Annotated in this window: 16 protein-coding genes; 9 read left to right on the top strand and 7 right to left on the bottom strand. The window is 63.8% G+C overall.

Annotated features, from left to right (window positions below; translation table 11 throughout):
- Window positions 1-1,950 carry a CASTOR/POLLUX-related putative ion channel gene (locus U5822_RS08200; protein WP_322855140.1) on the bottom strand — a complete coding sequence of 650 codons (1,950 nt, stop codon included), beginning with the start codon at window positions 1,948-1,950 and terminating at the stop codon, window positions 1-3.
- Between the two features lie 160 nt (window positions 1,951-2,110).
- Between U5822_RS08200 and U5822_RS08195 the strand changes: the two genes are divergently transcribed.
- A complete protein-coding gene (locus U5822_RS08195; protein WP_322855139.1) occupies window positions 2,111-3,112 on the top strand; it encodes a ChaN family lipoprotein in 1,002 nt (333 codons plus the stop codon).
- Here the strand turns inward: U5822_RS08195 and U5822_RS08190 are convergent.
- Window positions 3,081-3,614, bottom strand: a complete 534-nt coding sequence (locus U5822_RS08190) for a macro domain-containing protein (RefSeq protein ID WP_322855138.1) — start codon at window positions 3,612-3,614, stop codon at window positions 3,081-3,083. The two genes, U5822_RS08195 and U5822_RS08190, sit on opposite strands and share 32 nt — an antisense overlap.
- Before the next feature lie 51 nt (window positions 3,615-3,665).
- Window positions 3,666-4,733, bottom strand: coding sequence for a beta-N-acetylglucosaminidase domain-containing protein (locus U5822_RS08185; RefSeq protein ID WP_322855137.1), 1,068 nt, complete (start codon window positions 4,731-4,733; stop codon window positions 3,666-3,668).
- Between the two features lie 63 nt (window positions 4,734-4,796).
- On the opposite strand from U5822_RS08185, the gene U5822_RS08180 reads away from it, so the two are divergent.
- From U5822_RS08180 to U5822_RS08155, 6 genes are all read left to right on the top strand, one after another.
- Window positions 4,797-5,855, top strand: coding sequence for an acyltransferase family protein (locus tag U5822_RS08180; protein ID WP_322855136.1), 1,059 nt, complete (start codon window positions 4,797-4,799; stop codon window positions 5,853-5,855).
- A gap of 153 nt (window positions 5,856-6,008) precedes the next feature.
- Complete coding sequence (locus U5822_RS08175; protein ID WP_322855135.1) at window positions 6,009-7,085, top strand: TRAP transporter substrate-binding protein; 1,077 nt, start codon at window positions 6,009-6,011, stop codon at window positions 7,083-7,085.
- Window positions 7,086-7,186: 101 nt separating this feature from the next.
- Complete coding sequence (locus U5822_RS08170) at window positions 7,187-7,732, top strand: TRAP transporter small permease subunit (RefSeq protein ID WP_322855134.1); 546 nt, start codon at window positions 7,187-7,189, stop codon at window positions 7,730-7,732.
- Window positions 7,729-9,030: a TRAP transporter large permease gene (locus U5822_RS08165; protein ID WP_322855133.1), complete on the top strand. Its 1,302-nt coding sequence runs from the start codon at window positions 7,729-7,731 to the stop codon at window positions 9,028-9,030. Before U5822_RS08170 ends, U5822_RS08165 begins: the two co-directional genes overlap by 4 nt.
- A 243-nt stretch (window positions 9,031-9,273) precedes the next feature.
- Window positions 9,274-10,587 carry a cyclopropane-fatty-acyl-phospholipid synthase family protein gene (locus U5822_RS08160; RefSeq protein WP_322855132.1) on the top strand — a complete coding sequence of 438 codons (1,314 nt, stop codon included), beginning with the start codon at window positions 9,274-9,276 and terminating at the stop codon, window positions 10,585-10,587.
- A complete protein-coding gene (locus tag U5822_RS08155; RefSeq protein ID WP_322855131.1) occupies window positions 10,587-11,711 on the top strand; it encodes an NAD(P)/FAD-dependent oxidoreductase in 1,125 nt (374 codons plus the stop codon). Before U5822_RS08160 ends, U5822_RS08155 begins: the two co-directional genes overlap by 1 nt.
- A 60-nt stretch (window positions 11,712-11,771) precedes the next feature.
- Here U5822_RS08155 and U5822_RS08150 read toward each other — a convergent pair whose 3' ends face one another.
- Window positions 11,772-12,245, bottom strand: coding sequence for a Dps family protein (locus U5822_RS08150; protein ID WP_322855130.1), 474 nt, complete (start codon window positions 12,243-12,245; stop codon window positions 11,772-11,774).
- 133 nt (window positions 12,246-12,378) lie between these two features.
- Window positions 12,379-13,833 (bottom strand): dihydrolipoyl dehydrogenase, encoded by a 1,455-nt coding sequence (locus U5822_RS08145; RefSeq protein ID WP_322855129.1) that lies wholly within the window; start codon window positions 13,831-13,833, stop codon window positions 12,379-12,381.
- Between the two features lie 180 nt (window positions 13,834-14,013).
- Between U5822_RS08145 and U5822_RS08140 the strand changes: the two genes are divergently transcribed.
- The gene (locus U5822_RS08140; RefSeq protein ID WP_322855128.1) at window positions 14,014-14,685 is read left to right on the top strand and encodes a LysE family translocator; all 672 of its coding nucleotides are present in this window, start codon (window positions 14,014-14,016) and stop codon (window positions 14,683-14,685) included.
- On the opposite strand, the gene U5822_RS08135 is transcribed toward U5822_RS08140, so the two are convergent.
- Window positions 14,630-15,718 carry a 3-deoxy-7-phosphoheptulonate synthase gene (locus U5822_RS08135; RefSeq protein ID WP_322855127.1) on the bottom strand — a complete coding sequence of 363 codons (1,089 nt, stop codon included), beginning with the start codon at window positions 15,716-15,718 and terminating at the stop codon, window positions 14,630-14,632. The two genes, U5822_RS08140 and U5822_RS08135, sit on opposite strands and share 56 nt — an antisense overlap.
- A gap of 400 nt (window positions 15,719-16,118) precedes the next feature.
- Here U5822_RS08135 and U5822_RS08130 point away from each other — a divergent pair, with 400 nt between their 5' ends.
- Window positions 16,119-16,925, top strand: a complete 807-nt coding sequence (locus U5822_RS08130; protein WP_322855126.1) for a secretin N-terminal domain-containing protein — start codon at window positions 16,119-16,121, stop codon at window positions 16,923-16,925.
- 4 nt (window positions 16,926-16,929) lie between these two features.
- Here the strand turns inward: U5822_RS08130 and U5822_RS08125 are convergent, their stop codons facing one another.
- On the bottom strand, window positions 16,930-17,430 hold the full coding sequence (locus tag U5822_RS08125) for a DnaJ domain-containing protein (protein WP_322855125.1): 501 nt from the start codon (window positions 17,428-17,430) through the stop codon (window positions 16,930-16,932).
- Between the last annotated feature and the right edge of the window lie 181 nt (window positions 17,431-17,611).

Raw genomic sequence — 17,611 nt, 5'->3', positions numbered from 1 at the left:
TCAGGCCGTCAGAGCCAGCACCACCAGGCGATCGCCGGCTTTCAGGTCCAGGTAGTCCCGTCGAGGCGGGTTCAGGGTCAGATGTCGGCCCCGGGCGTCTGGCTGTCCGCGATAGATCCCCAGCGCGATTTCCCCTTCGTCGGCCAGGGTGCGCTCCAGCAACTGGAAATCGGCACTGGCCGGCAGCGGGTATTCCGCCGGATCCCGGAACTGGATCTCAGCACCGCCGACGGTGAACAGTTCATCCAGAACCACCCGCAGCTCCCGGCGCAGGGCGACCTGGGCCAGGATATGGCTCAGGATCATCGGGCTGATCAACATCTCACTACGATGTTCGTACAGCAACGGACGGTTATCCGGGTCACTGAGTTCCAAAATCAGATGCGGATGGGGATGTTTTTCCGCCAGGATGTCTTCCAGCTGCAGGTATCCGACCATGGCCCGGGCATCGGCCTCCTCACCCGAGGCAAGACGGTCGCTGCTGAGCAGGATCACCGAATCGTAGGAGGACGGATCCAGCCGTCGCAGTTCCCCTTCCACCATGTAGTCGGCCTCGATGTGCCGACATTCCACCGGTGAGCGCTCGCCGACGTAGCGGGAGATGGCCAGGGCCCGCTCCGCCGCCGGCACCACCGACACCATGTCCAGGGAAAACGATTGATGGCTGTAGCTGCCGAATTCCGCCACCAAACTGGGTACCCGACGATTCCAACCCAACACCAGCACCCGCTGCCGCAGGCTGGCTTCCTGACGGGTGACCCGGCGCGGCTCCAGGCGCTGGATTTCCGGCAGGGCCGGCAGCTTGGCATTGGGTTCGGTGTCGGCGTAATCCCGGGCCATCAAGATGACCCGGTCCCGGGCTTCGATGCGGGTATCGGAGGGCGCCACCAGTCGAACGTCCCAGAGCTTGCCATTGGGCCGCAGCAGCCCCAGCACAATGACATTGGGCCGCACCGAGGCCAGCTCGGCCAGGGACAGGCCCGCCACGGATTCGCCGCCGCGCACGTAGATGCCATTGCCCTCGGCCCCGGTCAACAACTCGTTGTAGACCTCGGACAGGCCCGGATGCAGGATATTCTGGACAATCAGGGAGCTGATCGAGGCGTCGCCGGCGACCACTTCCACCTCGCCGGGGTAGGCCCGCTCGATCACCGGCAGCTTGCGCACGTCCTGCAGCTCGGCCACCACGTAGGGCAGAGACGACTGGAAATGCCGGGCCTGGGCGGCAATCGACAGCAGGGCCTTAACGGTTTCGACGTCCGAGGTGACCAGACTGCCCACGCCCTGATGGGCGCTGGGCACGATGACCGCCGCCGCATCCAGACAGGCGACCCGGTGCAAGGCCTCGGGCTGCAAAGCCGAACCGGCCCGCAGAATGATCTGTCGGACCCGGCTGCCGATGCCCGGCTCGTTGCGAAGTTCGTGCACCTGTTCGGCGGAAGCGCTCTCCGACAGCACCACCAGGTTCAGCTTCTGGGTGTCGTGTTTTTCGAGGAAGCGCCGCATGCGCCCGGAGGAGCCCAGTAGCTCCACCAGCAGTGGCAGGGTCTGACTGGTCCAGCCCAACACCACGATGTGGTTCTTCAGGGTGACCGGGGTCAGGCCCCGCTCCATATCCGCCATCTTGGCGATCAACCAACGGGTCAGGATGGCCACCAGGGTACCCATGAACACCACGTAGCCGCTGATGGTGAGCAAGGTCGATACGAACCGCTGCCAGGTCCCGACGTCATCCCCCAGGTACCCCGGATCGGTCAGGCGCAGAAACGCCCACCAGATCGCCGACCCGACGTTGTCGAAGGACTCGCCCAGGGGCAGGACCAGCAGCCCCCCCATCAGGGAGATCAGGGCGATGAAGGCGGCAACCACCAGCAACTGGAAGCCGGCACCTTTGACCAATTGGCGCTCAACGAAGAATTTGACTCGGTCAATAATGCGGAACGGCAGCATCGGGCATCCTATTCAGGGTCAGCAAACTTACCCGGTAGCATAGCTGATAATCGCCTGAATTCCCGACCAATTTCTGATTCGACCAATGATCAAACCAATGCGAAAACAGGGCTTTTGGGGCCAACCAACCGTTTCTGCCACCATGCCGTATACTTGATCCATGACGACTTCCAACGCCTCCCTGTGCCTGCTCCTTCTGCTCTCGGTCTCCGGCTGTGCCTCGACTCCGGCCCCGACGACGCCAGTGACCGCACCCGAAACCCAATACCATGCTCGCGTGGTGGCGCCCGACACCGGCGAGGCTTTGGACGTGTCCACCCTGGCCGACCGGCTTCGGGAGATGGATGTGGTCGTGGTCGGGGAATACCACGGTCACCATGGGGCGCATCTGCTGCAGTCCCGACTCCAGGCGGCACTGTACCAGCGAAACCGACAGCAAGTGCTGACCATGGAACAGTTCGAGGTAAATCATCAGCCGGCGTTGGACCGGTATCTGGCGGGCGAGATTGGTGAAGCGGAACTGATAGAGGACGCCGAGGCCTGGGACAATTACCGGGCCTCGTACCGGCCCCTGGTGGAATTCGCCCGGACCCGCGATCTACCGGTTTTGGCCGCCAACGCCCCCAGCGACCTGGTCCGGTGTATCGGGCGTGAGGGCCCCGGCTACCTGGCGCAATTACCCGAGCAGCGGCGCCAGCATCTGCCGGAGGCGCCGTTCACCGACACGCCGGCCTACCAGGACAAGTTCGTCGAGGCCATCGCCGGGCGCCACGGTGGCGCCGCTGCCACCCTGACCGAACGTTTGCGCAACACCTATCAGGCCCAACTGCTGCGGGACAACACCATGGCCAGCCGCATCCTCGCCGCCCATGACCGCTACCCGGGACACCAGGTGCTGCACCTGACCGGCACCTTCCACAGCGAAGACCGGCTGGGCACAGTGGCGCTGCTGGCCCAGCGGGCGCCCGAGCTTGAGATCGCCGTCATCAGCCCGGTGTTCTGGCCCAGCGACCAGCCCCAGCCGGCCCTGGATGACCTGCGCGGCAAAGGCAACTACCTGTACTTCATCCAGCCGCTGCCGGACGAGTTCCGGGATGCCGAGCGCGCGCGGGCGGCCATGACCGAACGTTTCAGCCGCTCGAGCGCAGTGAACTGCGACTGAGGGCTTGCTGGAATTCGGCGCAATCGCCGGCACTGAACAGCACCAGCCGGATGTGGTTTACGTGCACCAGCTTTGGCGCCGTCTCGGCGATGGCGTCGAACGCGACCCGGGCGGCCTCGGGCACCGGGTAGCCAAACACCCCGGTGGAAATGGCCGGGAAGGCAATCGAGGCCAGCCCCGCCTGATCCGCCACCACCAGGGCGTTGCGAAAGCAGTCGGCCAGGAGCCGGTCGGAGGGTTCATCCACCCCGTAAACCGGCCCCAGGCAATGAATCACGTGCCGGTTGGGCAGCCCATGGGCGGAACTGATGACCGCCTGGCCCGGCCTGATGGGCGCCAGGGACCGACACTCCTGCGCCAGGCCCGGGCCCGCGGCCGCGTGCAGGGCGCCGGCGACCCCCGCGCCGGGCATCAACTGGGCGTTGGCGGCGTTGACCACCGCGTCCATGTCAGCCTGCCGGGCAATGTCTCCCTGCACGCATTCCACCTGTAACTGAGTCATGGCTGCCGCCTCCTGATTGGGTCACCGGGCGCTGCGCCCGGGACTGCCCCGTTACTGGGTCGCGACCATCTCGTCGGTGACCTGGTAGTCGCCGCGCAACCAGCGCAGGATTTCCGTCGCCGCCGGATGTTCGAAACCGCCGTAGATGGCCTCAAGGCTCTGCCGTTTCTCGGCACCGAGGCGACTGAGCCCGCCGTCCTGCAGGGTCAGCAGATCGGCCTGGAGCTGACTCGCCAGATCGCGCCCGAGCACCTCGCGGGCGGCGTGGCGAAACGCCTGACCATACTGGTAATCCGGCCCCAGCCGGTAGGATTCCGCCAGGGTGATGGCGGGGATGGTCGTGAGTGTGGGCTGCAGCGCCGGGTTGATGCCGTGACCGGCCAGGTGCGCGGCATTGTTGGCCGGGCGGCCGGTGAACCCGCGCAGATGCAGGTGCCGGGACATCCGATCGCCGTCGTTGACCGGGTAATTGTCCCAGAGCACCGGCTTGCGGCCGAGCAGATCGGTGACCCGCTTCAGGTGCCCCGGGGTGATCTCCCGGGCGCAGACCTCCTCGCCGGTCCAGAAGATGTTGATGTCGTGGGCAAGCCGGCGCCCCAGCTCGCTCAGATAGTCCGTGGGCCGCTCGCCGAACACCCGATCCAGCACCGGGTCGTCGGAGTAATAGCTGGGGCACACGCTGAGCTGGCGTACCGAGGTGTGAGCCCTGACCCAGCGCAGGATCTCGATCTGGGTCTGGGCCAGGTCCGGCACGTCCGCGCGCATGTCATCGAACAGGATGGCCAGCTCCTCGATGCCCAGGGCATCCAGTTGCCCGAGCTTGCGGGCCAGGGCGGCGCGACCGTCGTCGTCAAAGTGGTTGAACAGCTCGTAGGGGCTCAGGCCCACCCCGAAGCGCACCCCTTCCGCCCGACAGAATCGGGCGAAGCCCGCCAGCTCGGCGGCCTGCTCGGCCGGGTGCGGCTCCTGCCAGCGGCGCCGCAGGAAGGCATCGGCCTTGGGCGCGTACAGATAAAAACCATAACCGTGGGGCGCCAGGGTCCGGACCAGGCGACGGCGTTCCTCCCAGGTCCACATCGGCCCGTAAAACCCCTCGATGATGCCCAGGTTCGTCGCCATGGTTGTCACTCCCTGCGTTGATGGAAAGCGGCTATTATATCGTCAGCCACCGGGATTTCGTTTATGACTCAAGCACCCAGCCGTTTAGCCAGCCTGGACGCCCTGCGGGGCCTGGCCGCACTGATCGTGGTTCTGTTCCACTATCTGCCCTACTACGACAAGCTGTTCGGACACGATTTCGCCATGCCCGGCCTGCTCCACGACACCCTGAAGTTCGGCCGATACGGGGTGCACCTGTTTTTCATCCTCAGCGGCTTTGTCATCTTCATGACCCTGGAGCGTACCAGCAAAGCCAGCTGGTTTGGCCTGGCCCGGGCGTTCCGGCTGCTGCCGGCGCTCTGGGCCGCGATCGCGCTGACCTTCCTGTCGGTGCACTGGCTCGGCCCGGAAAGCCGCGCCGTGCCGCTGGGCACCGCCCTGCTCAACACCACCCTGCTGCACGAGTACCTGGGCCAGGCCCACGTGGATGGCGCCTACTGGAGCCTGGTGGTGGAGGTCACCTTCTACAGCTGGATGGCGCTGCTCTATTTCAACCTGCGCCACTGGCATCAGCTCCGGCTGGCCCTGGCGCTCTGGGTGCTGGCCAGCTACCTGGGCGTGATCTGGTGGAAACAGATCCCAGATGGCCTGGCCTTCTTCGTCAAGGACCTGCTGTTCGTCAAATACGCCCCGCTGTTCGTGGCCGGGATGCTGATCTACCGACGCCATCGCCACGGCGGTGGCTCGGCCTTCGACAACACCCTCCTGGCGGTCAGTATCGGTCATGGCCTGCTGGCCTACAAACTGCCCTACAGCCTGTTCGTGCTGGCCTGCTTCGGGGTGTTCGCCCTGGCGGTCGCCGGCCGCATCCAGGTTCTGGCCAACCGCCCCCTGCTCTGGCTCGGCAGCCTGTCCTACAGCCTGTACCTGGTGCACCAGAACATCGGCTATGGCGTGATCGGCTGGAGCTACGACGCCGGCCTCCCGGGCTGGTTCGGGGTGATGCTGGCCCTGATCATGGCGCTGGCCCTCGCCAGCCTGGTGCACTACCTGGTGGAGAAACCGGCGCTGGCGCGATTCCGGTCGTGGCGACAAAAAGCCGAGATCCGGGCGGCTGGCACGCCCGATCGGGCGCATGGATGATATGTAAACCAACCTACGACCTAGGTCGTAGTTGAGACCGTTTTTCATTCCGTTTGCTAACGATTATTGGTAAGTTGGGCTACCGTTAAGAGTGGACCCCTCCCTACAGGGAGGCCGCTCTACACACAAAAAAGACAAGAGGATTGAAGAGCAATGAAGATCCGTTCTGTTCTTTCCGCGGCTGCGCTGGCTGTGGCAACTACCTTTGCCGCCTCGCAGGCGTATGCTCAGGATACATTTACGCTCCGCCTGGCAGAAACCTGGGGTCCGAATTTCCCGATCTTTGGCGATGCCTCCAAGAACATGGCTGAAATGGCCGAGAAAATGTCCGATGGCCGTCTGCGCATCCGCATTGACTCCGCCAACAAGCACAAGGCGCCGTTCGGTGTCTTCGACATGGTCAAAGCCGGCCAGTACGACATGGGTCACTCCGCGTCCTACTACTGGAAGGGCAAGGTTCCCAACACTCTGTTCTTCACCAGCATGCCGTTCGGCATGAACGCCATGGAACAGTACGCCTGGTTCTACCACGGCGACGGCATGGAGCTGATGCAGGAAGTGTATGAGCCCCACAACCTGATGTCCTTCCCGGGCGGCAACACCGGCGTTCAGATGGGCGGCTGGTTCCGTAAGGAAATCAACTCCCTCGAGGACCTGCAGGGTCTGAAGATGCGGATTCCGGGCTTTGCCGGCGAAGTCTTCGCCGAGGTGGGCGTGAGCCCGACCAACATCGCTCCGGGTGAGCTCTACACCGCGCTTGAGCGCAACACCATCGACGCCGTCGAGTGGGTCGGCCCGGCCCTGGACCTGCGTCTGGGCTTCCAGCAGATCGCCAACTACTACTACACCGGCTGGCACGAGCCTGCGACCGAGTTGCAGTTCCTGGTGAACAAGAAGACCTGGGAAAAGCTGCCGGAAGACCTGCAGGAAATCCTGCGCGTGTCCATGCGCATGGCCTCTTACGAGATGCTGGTGCAGTCCCAGCACGAAAACGCCAAGGCCTGGGCGAGCATCAAGGAAGAGTACCCGGACGTCCAGATCAAGAAGTTCCCGAAGGACGTGTTCGACGCCATGTATGAAGCCAACCAGAAGCTGCTGAAAGAAGCGGCGGCTGGTGACGAGCTGGCGGCCAAGATCGTCAAATCTCAGGCCGAGTACCTCGAGAAGTCCCGTGCTTACTCGGACATCTCCGAGCGCGCGTACCTCAACACCATGGCCGAAGTCGAGTAAGATTACGGTCCAAACGGAGCCGGGATCGCTCATTGAGGGGTCCCGGTTTCGTCGTTTATAGCAGCTGAAAAAACGCCAACCCGCTTGGCGGAGGAAGATTAATGCGGTGGATTATCAAACTGGACGAGGGCCTGGGTCGCTTGTCCAACCTGTGCGGCTGGGTCGCCTGTATCGCGATGATACTGATGGCGGCCAACGTGTTTTACGACGTGGTCAGCCGCTACGCGTTCAACGAAGTTTCAATTGGTATGCAGGAAATGGAGTGGCACCTCTATTCGGTCGTCTTCCTGTTTGGTATTCCCTACGCGCTGCGCACGGACGGCCATGTCCGCGTGGACGTTTTCTACACTAACTGGAGCAACAAGGCGAAAGCCTGGATCAATCTGGTCGGCGCCCTCGTTTTTGTCCTGCCGTTCGCCTACCTGATTGGCTCCTACGGTTACTCCTTTGCCGTTGATTCCTACAACATGGGCGAAGGCAGCGGCGATCCGGGCGGCCTGCCCCATCGCTTCATCATCAAGTCCGTCATCCCGATCACGGCCTTCTTTATCGCCACCGCGGGCCTGGGCATGATCACCTACGCCATCCGCGTCCTGTCCGGTGAGAAGAGCTACACCGAGGAGCACAGCGCAGGAGGCCTGGCATGATTGGTATGATTATGTTTGGCGTCGCCATGCTGATGCTGATGCTGGGTTTCCCGGTCGCGTTTACCTTTGGCGGCGTGGCGCTGTTCTTCGGTATCTATGCCGAGGGCATGGACCTGTTTGCGTTCATGCCGTTCCGGATCATGAGCGTGATGCAGAACACCGTGCTCATGGCCGTGCCCCTGTTCATCTTCATGGGTGTGGTGCTGCAGCGCACCCGACTGGCGGAACAGCTGCTCACCTCCATGGGTCGTCTGTTCGGCGGCCTGCCGGGCGGTCTGGCCATCTCCACCATCCTGGTGGGCGCGCTGCTGGCGGCTTCCACCGGCGTGGTCGGTGCCTCCGTGGTCGCCATGGGCCTGATCTCCCTGCCGGTCATGCTGGCGCACAAGTACGATAAGCGCCTGGCCACCGGTACCATCTGTGCCTCGGGCACCCTGGGCCAGATCGTGCCACCGTCCATCATCCTGATCATCCTCGGTGACGTCATGGGCATTCCGGTCGGCGACCTGTTCAAGGCCGCAGTCTGGCCCGGCGTGGTCCTGATCGGCCTGTACATCGCCTACATCCTGATCCTGACCCGCCTGAAGCCGGAAACCGCGCCGGCCATGCCGGAAGACCCGACCACCTCGCGCAAGCAGGAAATCGTCTCGGCGCTGCTGGCCATCATCCCGCCGCTGGCGCTGATCGTCGTGGTCCTGGGTTCCATCTTCAGCGGCATCGCCACCCCCACCGAGTCCTCGGCCCTGGGCGGCGTGGGTGCCGTGGTGCTGGCGATCATCTACCGCCAGTTCTCGTTCAAGATGGTCTGGGACAGCGCCAAGGACACGGTCAAGGTCACCGCGATGGTGTTTGCCATCCTGATCGGTGCCACCGCCTTCTCCATGGTGTTCAGCTACACCGGTGGTGACTACCTGCTGGAAGAATGGCTGGAACTGCTGCCCGGCGGCCAGTGGGGCTTCATCATCCTGGCCATGCTGGTGATCCTGATCCTCGGTTTCTTCATCGACTTCGTGGAAATCTCGTTCATCATCGTGCCGATTCTGGCCCCGGTGGCCGAAGCCATGGGCATCAACATGCTGTGGTTCGCCATCCTGATTGCCATGAACCTGCAGACCAGTTTCCTGACCCCGCCCTTCGGGTTCTCGCTGTTCTACCTGAAAGGGGTGGCACCGCCGGGTGTCCAGACCGTGGACATCTATCGGGGTATCATCCCGTTCATTGCCATCCAGATTCTGGTCCTGGCGCTGATCGTGGTGTTCCCGGAGTGGTTTGGCATGAGTGCCACCGCCGGCTTCTGACCTTTCTCCCAGGAAACCAAAACCGGGCCCCAGTGGCCCGGTTTTTTTTGCCCTCCCCCCCCCTCAGCCACACCGGTTCCCGCCCCAGTTTTGCCCCGTTTGCCCCTGTAGCTGACAAAATCGGAACCTTTTCTATACTGAACACAGCATCGGCGATTCTCAGGTTGGTTGTCGGGACAGTCCCGAGCGCAAATGTGGTTGCCTGGGCAGTGGCAGCCAGGTCCAGAAGGAAGAGGAGCCCCCATGACGCAGAGCACCGCCCAGAAACCCGAGCACACGGAGCAGGACCCCAAACCTCATGTGCTGACCCTGCCATTGGAGGCGGCACAAACCGACCGTCAGCCCCACAGCTACGAACGCTGGCTGGTGGCCAAACTCATGCGCATGGCCGGCTCGCCCCCGATTCAGTTTCGGCTGTGGAACGGCGAGGTCATTGAACCGGAAGGACAGGAGCCACGGTTCGTGCTGCACCTGCTGGACCCGAAAGCCCTGTATTCCCTGGTGGCCAATCCCAACCTGGCATTCGGGGACCTGTACAGTGCCGGCCGCCTGGAGGTGGAAGGCGACCTGCCGGACCTGATGGAAACCCTCTATCGATCGGTCCACAGCGCCCGGGAGCAATGGCCCAGGTGGCTGGATGCGCTCTGGCGCAACCACAATCCCCGGCCGACCGGAATCACCGAGGCCAAGGAAAACATCCACCACCACTACGACCTGGGCAACGAGTTCTACCAGCTCTGGCTCGACCGGGCGGAAATGCAGTATACCTGCGCCTATTACGAGCAACCGGACCTGACCCTGGAGCAGGCCCAACTGGCCAAGCTCGAGCATGTGTGCCGCAAGCTCCGGCTGAAACCGGGCATGACCGTGGTCGAAGCCGGCTGTGGCTGGGGCGGGCTGGCGCGCTACATGGCGCGCAACTACGGGGTAAAGGTCCACGCCTACAACATTTCCCGGGAGCAGCTGGCGTTCGCCCGGTCCGAGGCCAGCCGCCAGAATCTCGATCACCTGATCGACTACGTCGAAGACGATTACCGCAACATCTCCGGTCAGTACGATGCCTTTGTCTCCATCGGCATGCTCGAACACGTCGGCAAGGCCAACTACCCGGCCCTGTCCGAGCTGATCAAACGCAGCCTGAAACCCGACGGCCTGGCGCTGCTGCACAGCATCGGGCGCAACCGGCCGATGCTGATGAACGCCTGGATCGAAAAACGGATCTTCCCGGGCGCCTACCCGCCCAGCATCGGCGAGTTCATGGAGATCTGTGAGCTGGGCGATTTTTCGGTGCTGGACGTGGAGAACCTGCGCCTGCACTACGCCCAGACCCTGAGCCACTGGATGGACCGGTTCACCGAGAACCAGGACCAGGTCTCGGCCATGTACGACGAACACTTCACCCGGGCCTGGCGCATGTACCTGGCCGGCTCCATTGCCGCCTTCCGGGCCGGCTCCCTGCAGCTGTTCCAGGTGGTGTTCAGCCACGGCAGCAACAACCGGCTGCCCCAGAATCGCCGGGACCTGTACGACACTGCGGCGGCGCCGGAGGATGCCTGATGGAGTACTACGACGTCATCATTGTCGGGGCCGGTCCCGCCGGCTCGACCCTGGCCCAGCGCCTGCAGGGCAGCGGCAAGCGTATCCTGATCATCGACAAGCAGAGCTTTCCGCGGGACAAGACCTGCGCCGGCTGGGTGACCCCGGCCGTACTCGACACCCTGGGCATTGACCAGGAGGATTACAGCCGCGGGCGCACCTTGCAGCCCATACGCCGCTTCCGCATCGGCATGATGGGCCAGGCGCCAGTGGAAAACGACCACGGCGAGGTGGTCAGCTACGGCATCCGCCGCTGCGAATTCGACGCCTACCTGCTGGATCGCGTCGAGGCGCCCAAGGTGCTGGCCACGCCGGTGAAGAGCATCCAGCGTCAGGGCGGCAACTGGCGCATCAACGATACCTGGGAGGCGCCGCTGATCGTCGGCGCCGGCGGGCATTTCTGTCCAGTCGCCCGGTTGCTGGGCGACGGCCCCGGCGGCCACGAAACCATTGTCGCGGCCAAGGAAGTGGAATTTGAGATGACACCGGGCCAGGCCGAGACTTGCCAAGCCCGGGGCGACACCCCGGAACTCTGGTTCTGCCGCGACCTGAAGGGCTATGCCTGGGTGTTCCGCAAGGGCAACTACCTGAACATCGGGCTTGGGCGCGAAGACAACCACCGGCTCAGCGAACACCTGGACGCGTTCGTGCAGGCGATGAAGGACAGCGGCCGCATTCCCGGCGACCTGCCCAGCCGGTTCAAGGGCCACGCCTATCTGCTGTACGACCACGCCGAGCGGCCCCTGGTGGACGACGGCGTCTTGCTGATCGGCGATGCCGCCGGCCTGGCCTACACCCAGAGCGGCGAAGGCATTCGTCCCGCGGTCGAGTCGGCCCTGCTGGCAGCCGACGTCATTGCCCGGGCCGAGGACTACTCGGCCTCGTCCCTGCAACTCTATGGCGACGCCATTGCCGACCGGTTTGGCACCCGGGCGACCGACCTCGAGCAGGGCTGGCAGCTGCCGGACTGGGTCAAGATGCCGATTGCCGGCACCTTGATGCGTTCACACTGGTTCACCCGCAAGGTGGTCACCGAAAAATGGTTCCTGCATCAGCAGGTTCCGCCCCTGCCGGCCGCGGTCTGAGCGCACGGCCACAAAAAAGGGCGGCCTCGGCCGCCCTTTCCACGGAACTCCGCCTCTGGTTCAGTGGCCCAGATAGCTGCGGTACATCCACACGGTTTTTTCCTGCTGCGAGATATAGTCGCTCATCAGCGCCACCGTGCCTTCATCTTCGGCGTCGCCGGCCAGGCTCAGCAGCTGGCGCTGCTTGCCAATCAGCTTGGCGAAGCTGTCCACGATGTTTTCCATCGCTTCCCGACCGTCGGACACGTCCCGACGCTCGGGCACCTCGGACTTCTCGATGTAGGTGCTGTAGGCGTGCGCCGGGCGGTGGCCCAGGGTCAGTACCCGCTCGGCGATCTCGTCGATCTTCAACAACAGATCGTCGTACAGCTCCTCAAATTTCAAATGCAGCTCGAAGAAGTTATCGCCCTTGATGTTCCAATGGTAGCCACGGACGTTCATGTAGAAGATCTGGTAGTTGGACAACAGGTCGTTCAATGCATCGGCCAGATTGGCTGCCTTGTCTGAATCGAGGCCAATAAAATTCTTTCCCATCGGTTGTCTCCTTGACGTTAGTTGATTCTGTTCTGGCTCCAATCATAGGGCTTGCCGCGCCGGCTCCGGAAGTTTAGAACGCCAATTCCATCGATAGCCCCAATCAATTAAAACCAGATTTATGATTACCTCATCAAACGCCCGGGCCGCAGTCGGTGCATCCTTCGGCGGGCTCTGGTCCAATGCTGAGGTCGCGATTGAGCTGTTTCAAGGCCGTCCGCAAGCCTTCCTCAATCACCGGATGGTAAAACGGCATTTCCAGCATTTCGCTGACCGTGAGTCGACGCTGGACCGACCAGGCCAGCAGATGCCCGATGTGCTCGGCGGCAGGGCCAAACATCTCCGCGCCCATGAACAGGCCACTGCCCCGCTCGCCGTAGACCCGGAGCAACCCCAGGTTCTTGCCCATCACCCGGCTGCGGCCCTGGTCCTCGAACGACACCTCACCCACCCCGAACCGGCCCCGGCAGCGCTCATCCACCTGGTCGATGGTCAGGCCCACGGTGGCGATCTGTGGGTCGGTAAACACCACCGCCAGCGGCGTCCGCCGCAGACCCGCCTGAACATCCGGATAGGCCGCGGCGTTGTCGCCGGCAATGCGGCCCTCGTCGGCGGCCTCGTGCAGCAGCGGCAGTTCGTTGTTGGCGTCACCCGCCACAAAAATGTGGCTGTCGCCGCAGCGCAGGGTGTAGGGGTCGAACAGCGGCAGGCCCTGGTCGTCCAGTTCGATGTCGGCGTTCTGGATGTCCAGGCCATCGATGTTGGGCCGCCGACCGGTGGCGGCCAACACGTAATCGAAGGTTTCCGTGACCGGCCCCCGCTCGTGATCGTTGAAGGTCACCGCCACCCCGTCGTCGGTGCGCGCCACCCGGGTGACGTCCGCTTCCGGATCCAGCGGGAACTCCCGGTTGAACGCCTCCAGCGCACACTGGCGGATGGCGTCATCCTGGATTGGCCCGATCGAGCCACCGACGCCAAACATCCGAACCCGCACCCCCAGCCGACTCAGGGCCTGGCCCAACTCCAGGCCGATGACACCGGGACCGAACACGGCCACCGACCCGGGCAGATCTTTCCATTCGAACAGGTCGTCGTTCACCACCAGGCGATCCTTGGCGTCCTTGAGGAAGCCGGGGATGTTGGGGCGGGAGCCGGTGGCGATGATGATGCGCTTGGCCTGCACCTCCCGCTCGTCACCACTGGCCCCCTCGACCTTTAGCCGATGCGGGCCGGCAAAGCGGGCATGGCCGATCAGTCGATGGGCATCGGGAAACTTGTCCACCGAACTCACCACCGAGGCGACAAACCGGTCGCGCTCCTGGCGCACCCGCTTCATCACCGCCTGGCCATCGATGCGAATGCCGTCGGCATGGTTGCCGAACACCGGACCCAGCGCCATCTGATGGGCATTGTCCGCGGCGGCGATCAACAGCTTGCTGGGCATGCAGCCGACCCGGGCACAGGTGGTGCCGTACCGGTTGGCCTCGATCAACACGACCTTGTCGGTCACCTTGCGCACCCGCTGGTAGGCCACCATGCCCGCGGTACCGACCCCAATGATGGCTACGTCCACCTCACGTTTTTCCATGACACCCCCTCCTTGCAACCACCGGGCTGGTAGCACGAATGCCCGGTGGGGAAACAGCTTCCCAAAAGTATAGAGGTATAGGCCGGCGCCGGTGGATTGGATTGCCGGGGCCGGGAGAATTCCGGGCCCGGATCGCTTATGCTGTCGGTCCACACGCAGCAGGGAAAGGAGACATCAATCGTGCACAGTTACTGGCCGGAATTTCTGACCGTGGCCCTGGTTCATCTGCTGGCCGTCGCCAGTCCGGGCCCGGATTTCGCCGTCATGCTGCGACAGGCCCTGAGCCAGAACCGTGACCGCGCCCTGATGACGGCCCTCGGTGTCGGCCTGGGCATTCTGGTGCACGTGAGCTATTCGTTGCTGGGCATCGGCCTGATCATCCAGCAGTCGGTGTGGCTGTTCAACGTTCTGAAAGTGGTGGGTGCGCTGTATCTGAGCTGGATTGCCCTGCAGTGCCTGCGCGCCCGCGCCGGCGGCGTGCACGTCGAGACTGGCCCCGGGCCTCGGCAGTCACGGCTGGCCGCGCTGCGACTGGGCTTTCTGACCAACGCCCTGAACCCCAAGGCCACGCTGTTTTTCGTGTCGCTGTTTTCGGTGGTCATCAGCCCTGGCACCCCCATAGCCCTGCAGGCCGGCTATGGCATCTACATGGCCATGGCGACCACCCTGTGGTTTGCCCTGGTGGCCGTGTTCTTCACCCTGCCCCGCGTCCGACGCGGCTTCAACCGGTTCGGACACTGGCTGGACCGCCTGATGGGCGGCGTCCTCCTGCTGCTGGCGGGGCAGCTGTTGCTGTCTACAGTGAGCGGATCAGAGCCTCCGTCTGGCTCCAGCCCAGACACGGGTCGGTGATCGAACAGCCGTACACCAGGTCATCGCCATCGTCCTGGCGCCCGGGCTCCAGGAAACTCTCCAGCATCAACCCACGGATGTGGTGGTTGCCGGAGCGGCGCTGGGCAATCACCTCCCGCGCGATGTCGAGCTGACGCTCGGCCTGCTTGCGGGCATTGTCGTGACTGCAATCCACCATGATCGAGGTCGACAGACCGGACTCGGTCAGGGTCTGGACCGCCGAGGCGATGCTGTCGGCGTCGTAGTTGGTCAGGCCCCGACCACCGCGCAGGACCAGATGGGTGTCGGGATTGCCGGCGGTAGACACCATCACCGGAGCACCGGTGCTGGACAGGCCCATGTGGTGGTGGGGATGGGCCGCCGATTTCATGGCGTTGGTGGCCACACCGATGCCACCGTCGGTGCCATTCTTGAAACCGACCGGCATCGCCAGCCCGCTGACCAGTTCCCGATGCACCTGGGATTCGGTGGTGCGGGCACCGATGGCGGTCCAACTCACCAGGTCACCCAGATAGTCCATGGCGAAAGGGCTGAGCGCCTCGGTCGCCAGCGGCAGGCCCATCCGGGACAGGTTCAGCAACAGGCGGCGGGACCGGACCAGGCCGGCATTCAGGTCGCCCGAGCCGGTGCGCTCGGGATCGTACAGCAGGCCTTTCCAGCCCACGGTGGTGCGCGGCTTTTCCAGGTAGGCCCGCATCACAATCAGGAAACGGTCACTGACGGCGTCCGCCAGGGTTGTCAGGTTTTCGCCGTATTCCAGCGCCGCGACCTCGTCGTGGATGGAGCAGGGCCCCATCACGATCAGGGTGCGGTCGTCGTCGCCCCTGAGGATGGCGCGGATGGCCTGGCGCTGGGCCGCGATCCGCTCGGCCAGCTCGGGTTCAACCGGCAGCTGCTGGCGCAAGCCCGCGACGGTGGGCAGTGGCACCTCCTGCCGCTGACCCGGTTGCTGGGCGTCGGTCGGAGCCGTCGCGCCGGTCGGTGGCACGGCGGCGGTTCCGGTCGATGTCTCTGTGCTCGGCGGCATAGTCATATCAGTGTTTCCATTTCCCTGTGTCAGAATCAAAAAAGCCCCGGCTGGGCTACCAGTCGGGGCTTTTTGAGTCCGGTGGCAGCCTGGGTTCTCTGCCGGGCTGCCTTCCTCGTTGTTCGGTCGATGAAGATCCTATGGGCGGCCCGGGCTCTGGCTAAAATAAAAGCCATAACCAAACCACCAGAAAAACACAGCAGCGACCGCAGCGATCGGTTTCTCGCCGAAAGCTTGCAGAACATTCAATTGACAGGTCGCGTGTGTGGTCTTCATGCTTTTCAATATATACCCCCGGTTTTCAACTTGGCAACCCCAGGGCCGGCACTTTTTGGCTTGAGACCGGCCAAATGGGGTTGGCTGACCTGGGCCTAACGGCTTCGATCATGCAGGGACGGGAGCACCCATGACCGCCATCACGACACGTTGTTTTCGCGCCCGGTTCGCCGCCGCCCTGGGCCTGGTCGCCTTGATGCTGCTGACCCTGTCGGGCCCGGCCCTGGCCGAATCCGAGGCCCGGGTCTACGAACTGCGTAATCGACCGGCCGGCGATGTCGCCGCCCAGATCCGAGAGCTCTACCAGGCAGCCGCGCTCAGCGTCACGGCCCGGGGCCAGCAGCTGGTGGTGCGCGGCGAGGCCGATCTGCTCGATGAAGTGGGCCGACTGATCGACACCATGGACGTGGCCCCGGCCCAGCTTCGGATCACCGTCAGGTCCCGGGACATCAGCGGTGGCAAACGCGCTGGCGCCGGTGTGTCCGGCTCCAACCAGGGCGTGAATGTGACGATCGAGCGCAAGGTCACCAGCACCGGCAGCCAGCAGCAGCGCAGCCTGGTGGTCCAGGACGGCCAGTCCGCCCACATTCACTCGGGCCAGGTCCGCACCCTGCCTTTCGCCCTGCAGGGCGGTCGCAATCCTGCCGCCATCCTGGAGCGGGTCGAGACCCGCAGCGGGTTTGTGGTCAGTCCCCAGGTGATCTCCGACCGGGCAATCGAACTGAACATCGTGTCCTTCGAGGAAGACCCCCCGGCCGTGCCCGGGTACGACACCGAGGCGGTGGTCACCATTCGACGTGTGGAGCCCGGGCAGTGGGTGGCGCTGGGCAGCACGGCCACCGAGGTCGGCGGCCAGCAGTCGGGCATCACCTACAGTGTCAACAGTAGCCAGGCCCGCAGCCGCAGCTTTGAGGTCAAGGTAGAGCTGATGCCCTGAAGGGTCAGCCGCGGAAAGGTCGCAGCAACACGCTCTTGGCTTCGTTGATCTTGGCGGCCAGATAGTCGTTGCCGCCCCGGTCCGGGTGCAGCTTCTGAATCAGCCGGCGGTGCGCGGCGACAATCTCCGCTTCCGGGCAACCCGGTTCGACCCCCAACACCTCGCAGGCTTCCCGTTCGGACATCTGGCCATGGGAGGTCGACACCCCGGCCCGAGCATCCGCCTGCCCCGGTCCCTGGCCGCCGGGCTGACCGGCCTGCACCCGGAACAGGGGCACAAATTTCATCAGCGCGGGCAGCTTCCGTAACAGTGGGATGACCGCCGCTACCGCCGCCGTCAGCACGTGTACCCGACCGGTCAACACCATGAACACCAACAACGCACCGCCAACCACCAGCACCAGCTTCCAGATCGCCGATTTCTGCTTGGCCGGGCTCAGCGCCCCCCACCGTTTCAGGATGATAAAGACCGCCGCTGTCAGGGCGATGCCGAGAATCCACTGCATGAACTGATCCTTCGAAAAACCAGGTTCGTAATTCTGTCACTTCCCAGGTCCAGAATACCAGCCTGGACCAGATCGCCGGAGCCCGCGCCATCGTTGGCTAAATGACTGAATAGCCTACGCAGAAATACTGACAAACCCGTGACAAGCGCTGTCCGATTTTTATAGGATGCTATGTTTTACC

The sequence above is a fragment of the Marinobacter qingdaonensis genome, from assembly GCF_034555935.1.
Classification (GTDB): domain Bacteria; phylum Pseudomonadota; class Gammaproteobacteria; order Pseudomonadales; family Oleiphilaceae; genus Marinobacter; species Marinobacter qingdaonensis.
Note: the sequence above shows the minus strand (reverse complement) of the source record. Positions and strands in the feature narration are given on the sequence as shown.

Bases quoted from the DNA above. Each gene is read 5' to 3' on its own strand.
- U5822_RS08130 (WP_322855126.1), top strand. From the start codon at position 16,119: ATGACCGCCATCACGACACGTTGTTTTCGCGCCCGGTTCGCCGCCGCC.
- U5822_RS08180 (WP_322855136.1), top strand. From the start codon at position 4,797: ATGACTCAAGCACCCAGCCGTTTAGCCAGCCTGGACGCCCTGCGGGGC.
- U5822_RS08185 (WP_322855137.1), bottom strand. From the start codon at position 4,733: ATGGCGACGAACCTGGGCATCATCGAGGGGTTTTACGGGCCGATGTGG.
- U5822_RS08175 (WP_322855135.1), top strand. From the start codon at position 6,009: ATGAAGATCCGTTCTGTTCTTTCCGCGGCTGCGCTGGCTGTGGCAACT.
- U5822_RS08150 (WP_322855130.1), bottom strand. From the start codon at position 12,245: ATGGGAAAGAATTTTATTGGCCTCGATTCAGACAAGGCAGCCAATCTG.
- U5822_RS08135 (WP_322855127.1), bottom strand. From the start codon at position 15,718: ATGACTATGCCGCCGAGCACAGAGACATCGACCGGAACCGCCGCCGTG.
- U5822_RS08145 (WP_322855129.1), bottom strand. From the start codon at position 13,833: ATGGAAAAACGTGAGGTGGACGTAGCCATCATTGGGGTCGGTACCGCG.
- U5822_RS08165 (WP_322855133.1), top strand. From the start codon at position 7,729: ATGATTGGTATGATTATGTTTGGCGTCGCCATGCTGATGCTGATGCTG.
- U5822_RS08125 (WP_322855125.1), bottom strand. From the start codon at position 17,430: ATGCAGTGGATTCTCGGCATCGCCCTGACAGCGGCGGTCTTTATCATC.
- U5822_RS08160 (WP_322855132.1), top strand. From the start codon at position 9,274: ATGACGCAGAGCACCGCCCAGAAACCCGAGCACACGGAGCAGGACCCC.
- U5822_RS08155 (WP_322855131.1), top strand. From the start codon at position 10,587: ATGGAGTACTACGACGTCATCATTGTCGGGGCCGGTCCCGCCGGCTCG.
- U5822_RS08200 (WP_322855140.1), bottom strand. From the start codon at position 1,950: ATGCTGCCGTTCCGCATTATTGACCGAGTCAAATTCTTCGTTGAGCGC.
- U5822_RS08190 (WP_322855138.1), bottom strand. From the start codon at position 3,614: ATGACTCAGTTACAGGTGGAATGCGTGCAGGGAGACATTGCCCGGCAG.
- U5822_RS08195 (WP_322855139.1), top strand. From the start codon at position 2,111: ATGACGACTTCCAACGCCTCCCTGTGCCTGCTCCTTCTGCTCTCGGTC.
- U5822_RS08170 (WP_322855134.1), top strand. From the start codon at position 7,187: ATGCGGTGGATTATCAAACTGGACGAGGGCCTGGGTCGCTTGTCCAAC.